8 protein-coding genes and 1 pseudogene are annotated in these 6764 nt (G+C 42.6%); 4 read left to right on the forward strand and 5 right to left on the reverse strand.

Translation table 11 applies throughout. The features are described 5' to 3' along the window. The 3 genes from ACP45E_RS13320 to ACP45E_RS13330 all read right to left on the reverse strand — a co-directional run. Positions 1 to 373: putative sulfate exporter family transporter (locus ACP45E_RS13320; protein WP_141707335.1), on the reverse strand; the 373-nt coding region annotated here is incomplete at its 3' end. A 155-nt stretch (positions 374 to 528) separates the two neighbouring features. Beyond that, positions 529 to 2403: an MFS transporter gene (locus ACP45E_RS13325; RefSeq protein ID WP_017036943.1), complete on the reverse strand. Its 1875-nt coding sequence runs from the start codon at positions 2401 to 2403 to the stop codon at positions 529 to 531. A 15-nt stretch (positions 2404 to 2418) separates the two neighbouring features. After that, a complete protein-coding gene (locus ACP45E_RS13330; RefSeq protein WP_017036942.1) occupies positions 2419 to 3009 on the reverse strand; it encodes a TetR/AcrR family transcriptional regulator in 591 nt (196 codons plus the stop codon). A gap of 177 nt (positions 3010 to 3186) precedes the next feature. On the opposite strand from ACP45E_RS13330, the gene ACP45E_RS13335 reads away from it, so the two are divergent. Further along, positions 3187 to 4089, forward strand: a complete 903-nt coding sequence (locus tag ACP45E_RS13335) for a Tim44 domain-containing protein (protein ID WP_017036941.1) — start codon at positions 3187 to 3189, stop codon at positions 4087 to 4089. A gap of 132 nt (positions 4090 to 4221) precedes the next feature. Then, complete coding sequence (locus ACP45E_RS13340) at positions 4222 to 4542, forward strand: DUF1244 domain-containing protein (RefSeq protein ID WP_017036940.1); 321 nt, start codon at positions 4222 to 4224, stop codon at positions 4540 to 4542. On the opposite strand, the gene ACP45E_RS13345 is transcribed toward ACP45E_RS13340, so the two are convergent. Beyond that, a complete protein-coding gene (locus ACP45E_RS13345; RefSeq protein WP_026026462.1) occupies positions 4539 to 4787 on the reverse strand; it encodes a YkgJ family cysteine cluster protein in 249 nt (82 codons plus the stop codon). The two genes, ACP45E_RS13340 and ACP45E_RS13345, sit on opposite strands and share 4 nt — an antisense overlap. A gap of 160 nt (positions 4788 to 4947) precedes the next feature. Between ACP45E_RS13345 and ACP45E_RS13350 the strand changes: the two genes are divergently transcribed. After that, positions 4948 to 5388 (forward strand): YcgN family cysteine cluster protein, encoded by a 441-nt coding sequence (locus ACP45E_RS13350; RefSeq protein ID WP_017034012.1) that lies wholly within the window; start codon positions 4948 to 4950, stop codon positions 5386 to 5388. Positions 5389 to 5407: 19 nt separating this feature from the next. Here the strand turns inward: ACP45E_RS13350 and ACP45E_RS13355 are convergent, their stop codons facing one another. Continuing rightward, the gene (locus tag ACP45E_RS13355; RefSeq protein ID WP_017036938.1) at positions 5408 to 5623 is read right to left on the reverse strand and encodes a hypothetical protein; all 216 of its coding nucleotides are present in this window, start codon (positions 5621 to 5623) and stop codon (positions 5408 to 5410) included. A 538-nt stretch (positions 5624 to 6161) separates the two neighbouring features. Between ACP45E_RS13355 and ACP45E_RS13360 the strand changes: the two are divergent. Next, a pseudogene (locus ACP45E_RS13360) lies at positions 6162 to 6764 on the forward strand (Ig-like domain-containing protein); the annotation flags it as partial.

A 6764-nucleotide genomic window follows, 5' to 3' on the forward strand; every position in this document is an offset into this window, starting at 1 on the left:
AAACCGCAGCTATGGCACTTCCGCCACAAATAGCGGTTCCAGCCGCAATCAAGTACCCTGTGACTTTATCTAATCTGATCATTTTCGCGATAAACCACCCAATGACAAGCGTCCCTATGATGGTCGTCATGATAATACCAATACCATGACTAGTGACTGCTAGCGCTTCTTCAAATTGGATACCGAATCCTAAGCCTACAATTGAAATGGCCAATAGTTTTTTGGTCAATTTCCCTATCGATAAATGGCTAGGAATAAGCCCAAAGCTGGCGAGGAAAAAACCGATAATCAAAGCAGTCGGAGAAGAAACATAAGGCGTTAAACAAAAGGCGCCTGCTAGCCAAAATGGGACTTGGTGTTTTATTTGATTCATATTAATCGGTCATTTGAAAACAGAGTGTGTAGTGTATAAGAAAAATAGGATCAACGAGTCTTAATGATTTGAACAAACGTTAAGATAAATTGAACGCCGGTATAAAAGCTGGCAAAAAGGCGGGCTGCAGTTCTACCAGCGTTTTGGTTTGATGATTACTTAAACTCACCACGAAGTTGCGACACCTTTTCTCGCATAAGTTGGGTTGTCGCGGAACTCGATGCAACAGGCTCCCCGATTTCAATTTCTATTTTAGACCAACATCGGCGAGGCAACCCTTTGCAAGCGCGCCCTTTAAATCGGCTAAAGTAGCTGCCCCATAGGCCTTTAAGTGCCACTGGAATAACCGGAACTGGGCTTCGCTTCAATATGATGTCCATGCCACGCATAAACTCTCCTACTTCGCCGTCTGATGTTAAGCGACCTTCAGGAAATATACACACGATATGACCTTCACTTAATGATTTTTCGACTTCTTGAAACGCTTGTCTAAGAGAACTTTTACGGTTGGCTGAAATTGGAATAACACCGGCTCGTTTTAAAAAACCTTTAATGGGACGAAAATTTGCATAGTCCTCTTCCATAACAAAATGAATAAGGCGAGGGCATACCGCACTCAAAAGAAGGGCATCCATATAGCTGACATGGTTACACACGATGAGTGCGCCGCCTTGCTTGGGAAGATGCTGAACATTGGTGTGTTTAACACGATACATGGTGTGCGTTAAGATCCAAACCAAAAATCTCACGACAAAAACGGGGACTTGAATACACAGGTAAACCGCAACTAACAGGTTTAACACCGCGAGTAAGCCAAATAGCTGAGGTATGCTAAATTCAAGAACACTCAGGAATACGATGCCCAATATCGCACTGCCAACCATTAATAGGGAATTGTAAATATTCAGAGCGGCGATGACTTGTGCTCTTTGCTTAGGCTGGGCTCGTAATTGCAATAAAGCGTACAAAGGGACAATAAACACTCCCCCCGATGCTCCGAGTAGAAGCAGGTAAGTAAACACCGGCCATAGTGGCTTGTAGCCTATGAAATCAATAAAACTCGTAAATTCAGGTAATACTTCAGGAATAGCCGCTACCATTAAATAACCAAACAGGCTAATACCTAGGCTGCCCAGCGGAACAATACCAACTTCAATTCGATGATTGGACAGCTTGTCACAAGCTAACGACCCTAAGGCGATGCCAACTGAAAAAAGCGCCAAAAGTAAGGAGACCGCACTTTCTTGACCATTGAGGTGCAGCTTAGTGAAATTAGGAAATTGAGTGAGGTAGGTGGCACCCAAAAACCAGAACCAACTGATCGCCATGATGGATTGGAAAATGACGCGATCAGATTTGGCAATGGCTAATGTTGTTCTTGTTTGTTTGATGGGCTGCCATTTAAATTCCAACTCAGGTGCGCTAGCCGGTGCTTCTGGAATTTTTCGGCTTGAGAGGTAGCCTATGATCGCTGAGGCAATGACACACAATGCAGCAATGTATTTCGCATGGTCTGTCGATGCAATTACACCAGCGGCGAGTGTGCCCAATAAAATAGCGAGAAACGTTCCTGTTTCAACTAAAGCGTTACCAGACACAAGCTCATCAGATTTTAAATGCTGTGGTAGCAATGCATATTTTACCGGGCCAAAAAATGCCGATTGCGTCCCCATCAAGAACAAGAGAACCAATAGAATAAAGTAACTCTCGGTGATAAATCCAACCGCACCTAAACACATGATTCCAATTTCAAATAGCTTTGTAATGCGAATGAGTTGTGATTTCTCGTACTTATCCGCTAATACACCCGCCGTCGAGGAAAAAAGAAAAAAGGGAAGAATAAATAGCCCAGCAGCTAAGTTAATAAATAAGTTACTTGAAAACGGTAGGCTGCCTACTGCTGCAAAAGCAACAAGCAGTAATAGCGTGTTTTTGAATACATTGTCGTTAAAAGCGCCAAAAAATTGAGTGACAAAATAAGGTAAAAATCGCTTTTTAGTTAGTAACGAAGATTGAGGATGCTCTGGCATTGCAGGTCCTTATTGTTACCAATTAGATAGGTAGTTAGACAGTAAATTTTCAATCAGCTCTTTGCCGTCTATAGGAGCGGAAGCAAAGAACTTATCATCAACACTTAAAAGTGTAATACCATGTACCCCAGACCACAATACTCGGCTCGCTTGCAGGATCTCGTTCTCAGTTCTTTGAGGCGCCATAATACCCAGCAAGCTTTCAAGCATACCAGTCATATTATTGATACGTTCCGATTGCCATTGAGGCAATGCTTCACCATTCATGTTATGAGCAAAAATGAGTTGCCAGCGATAGGGATTCTGTTGGGCAAAATCATGATAACAATAAGCCAATTCATAAAGAGCAGTTTGCGTATCGCGGCTTTTTTCCACCACTGTTCGTGCTTCAGAGCTTAATTCGTCTAAAGTTTGCGCCACGACATGAAGCAATAGTAAATTATAATTACCAAAGACATTAACCAAGGTACTAGGAACATAGCCAATCAAATTCGCTATCTTACGTAAGCTGAGATCGTGATGGGGCTTGTCCGTTAAAAAGTCTTTAACAGTTTCAAGAGTCAGGGTGATAAGCTCTTCGCGGGTATGATCGTTTCTACGGGCCATGATACATTTACAATTATGAACAACGTTCAATATTTTAGGGAAGCAATAGGACAGCGTCAACTAAGTCTGTGTGTTTTTGCAATATTCTGATACATACAAATTGAGTTGATTGTTTTAATAAATTCACTAAATGGTTATGATTAACGTGCTTCTATAATTATTACATTAAGGAAAAGCATGAAAAAGATTTTTTCACTGATAGCACTCATCATGGTGTCAGTTGCTGTAGCTCCGCTTGCAGAGGCGAAAAGATTTGGTGGTGGTAAATCTTTCGGAAAGAGCTTTAAAACCGCACCGGCTCCAAAACAGCAGACAACGAATACCAGTAACGTTAGCCGAGATCAGGGCGCAGCTCAAAAAAACAGCCGTAAAAGTGGTTTGATGGGCGGCCTAATGGGTGGTCTTTTAGCGGGCGGTCTACTTGCAGCATTCTTTGGTGGTGCTTTTGAAGGTATCCAGTTCATGGACATCCTCATTATGGGGCTTATCGCATTTCTCGCTTTTCGTTTTCTACGCGGCATGCTTGGAGCCAAACAAGGCAGTATGAATCAGGCTCGTCAACAGCCGGCGTACGGTGGAGCAGGCCAAAAGTTTGAACAGCCAAATGTTCATAATTTTGAACAACAGCCAAACACAACTGCATCGCATACCGCAACGAATAGCTCAACAGGTGGCTTTGGTTTTGGCGCGCAAAATGATGTTCCATTTAACTTTCCGCCGTCTTTTGACCAAGCGGGGTTTGTCAACGGTTCTCGTGAACACTACCGCATTTTGCAAGGCGCTTGGAACCACAACCAACTCGACACCATTGAAGAATATGTTTCTCCAAGTTTGTTTGAAGATCTCAAAGCAGAGCGTGCTAAAGCAGAAGGTGATCAACATACCGATGTTATGTACGTTGATGCTGAAATCGTTCGCGCCGACTGTGACGCAACAAAAGCACAGTTGAGCCTGCAGTTTAGCGGCCGATACCGTGACACAGTAGAAGGCGTTGAAGAAGACATCGAAGATATTTGGCATTTAGAGCGTGATTTGACGCAACCGAATTCGCCTTGGTTGATCGTCGGTATTCAAGGTTAATACTCACCTTAAAGATGGTTACTCAATTTAGTCATGTCAAAGCGCTCAGATCTCAAGTCTGAGCGCTTTTTTATTTGAGTTTCTAATTCAAAAGATCATAATCAGAAAGCACATAATAAGAAGGAATCAAAAGTGGCTGAATTTAAATACAAAAATCTATCTCAACAAGATCAAGACAAATTGGATGCGGCGGTATTTCGTCGTTTGCTTTCTCATCTAGATGACAATAAAGACGTTCAAAACATCGACCTTATGGTTTTGGCAGGCTTTTGCCGCAACTGTTTTAGTAAATGGTATAAAGCAGAAGCGGAGCAAAGCGGCTTGGATCTCGATATCGATGATGCTCGCGAGCGTGTCTACGGCATGACTTATGATGAGTGGAAACAAAACCATCAGCCGAAAGCCACCCCAGAGCAGTTGGCTGCTTTTGAAGCAAAACAGAAAAAAGTTTAAGTGAGTCGTTCAAGCTCGTTCAGTAATGTGATGGCATGATGGTTTGTCGTGCCACAAATGTCCGGGCAAGGCTTAAACAAATGACACACCTTTGGACGTTCCGGCTTACCAAATAATTTACAGAGGTTGTCTTCATTGAGCTGAACGCAGCGTTCTCCCGCTGGCTTCCCCTTTGGCATACCAGGAATAGCAGACGATATACTCGGTGCTATACAGCAAGCACCACAACCAAGACGACAATCCATAGTAAAAACACCCAATGAAAAAGGGAGCGGATGATAGCAAATAATTATTCTACGAGCATCCATTACTTCAACGAAACGGCTCCCTGAAAAAGAATAAGCTTGAAGTTTTAGGTGAGCAGCGGTATAAAACGCCTCCAATGATAATCGATGATAATGCGCTATGAATTCTCCTTTTTGGCAATCAAAATCTCTCACCGAAATGACCGAGCAAGAGTGGGAATCTCTCTGTGATGGTTGTGGTAAATGTTGCCTACATAAGCTAATGGATGAAGACAGTGACGAAGTGTATTACACCAACGTTGCCTGTAGTTGGCTTAATGATAAAACGTGTTCGTGCAAAGATTACCCTAATCGCTTTGATTCCGGTGAAGAATGTCTAAAGCTGACACGAGACAAAATCGATGAGTTTCACTGGTTACCAGATACTTGTGCGTATCGCTTATTAGCGGAAGATAAACCGCTCCCTGCTTGGCACCCGTTAATCACGGGATCGAAAGCCGAAATGCACGCCGAAGGTGAAAGCGTCCGCAATAAAGTCGTGTATGAGATTGATGTCATAGACTGGGAAGATCACATTTTAAATCACCCCAGTAGAAACTAGGTGAATCGAGGCTTCCTACTTAATCATCGACAGGTTCGGTCTTGCTTGGATCCTGGTCAAAGTGGGGAAGTTTGTAACGTTTACAAAGGGCTCTTTGTTTCTCTTCAGACAAATTCCCTTCTCGGACGAGTTCTTGCCAATATTTAGGCTCAACAAGCCGTTCTCGAAACTTCTTTTGTTGCATTTTATACAAAATGTACAGTACCAGAATACCGACAAATCCAAACAGTTCCATCTTACTCTCCCTTAATGAATTGGGTTTACTCACCTTTTCTTGGTGTTGATTGTAAGTGATGAGTGTAATGGGTTGGCTCGTGTTTTTAAAGCGCAAAACACTCACTTCAAGCTGAATTGGTTGAATCTAAAAGTATTAAGCTATCTAGTACACCAAAGGCGTGGAGCCAGCAATTGACATTGTTTTTCTTCTTTAAATGATGGTCGCAATAGCGCTGACTCTATTCCCACTATTTTTCATTCTATTTACCCTCCTTCATAAAAAAGTGACTGCTGATCTTTAGAGCAAAGGCAACGGAACATATTGTTCCGTTTTATTCATTTGTTCAATAAGGCTAAATGCTCATCCGCTATACGTAGAGCCATTCACTTGAGTTCTGCAGCGGACGTGAGATTGCTGAGTGTTGAGCTTAACTTGATGACCGAAAGTGATACGGCTTTCCTCTAGTAAGGAGTCTAGTTTTTCTTCATGTCTACATTCTCACAACCAATTGATTATAAATAATAAATATTTAAATTAGACATGAGTATGTACAACCATGATGAACCAAAATAAGAAAAGTGTTTCAGAAAAAAGTACCCACGCCTTTCGAGCTGTCGGGCTAGCGGTACTTTTTTCAGGATTTTTGTTAAGCCCAATTTCTCAAGCGATGGCGTCCGAATTTAGTACTGGAGTGGATTCCCAGTCTGAGAGTGAGTGGTGGAGTAGCTATAAACTCGAGGTGAAAAACACCGGTTCTGAGACGGCGAATATGCATGAAGCCGTGATTGAATTTGTATTACCGGTTGCGATTAACGACATAGGGTGGTCATCATCTGATTTGTCTTATCCGTCTTGGGAAATATCGCACACGCCACAATCAAACGGCGTTCTTAACTCAGTTAAACTTAATTTTTCAGAAGGTTCTTGGGTAGACAATGCGTTAGCATCAGGTGAATCGGCACAATTGACTATCGCCTTTGGCGGGTCATTGACAGACTTGAACGCGTTCGAAGATTCTGTTGTGGTGAAAACCCATGGCACGGGTGATGGTGGTAGTGGTGAAGTTACTCCTTCCCCTGATTTCTCTCTAGACATCCTTTCTCCGGCTTCCAACTCCGTTGTTTATACCGGTTCGTATGTGGATATCGTTACGCGAATT

The organism is Vibrio genomosp. F10 str. 9ZD137 (assembly GCF_049974785.1).
GTDB lineage: Bacteria > Pseudomonadota > Gammaproteobacteria > Enterobacterales > Vibrionaceae > Vibrio.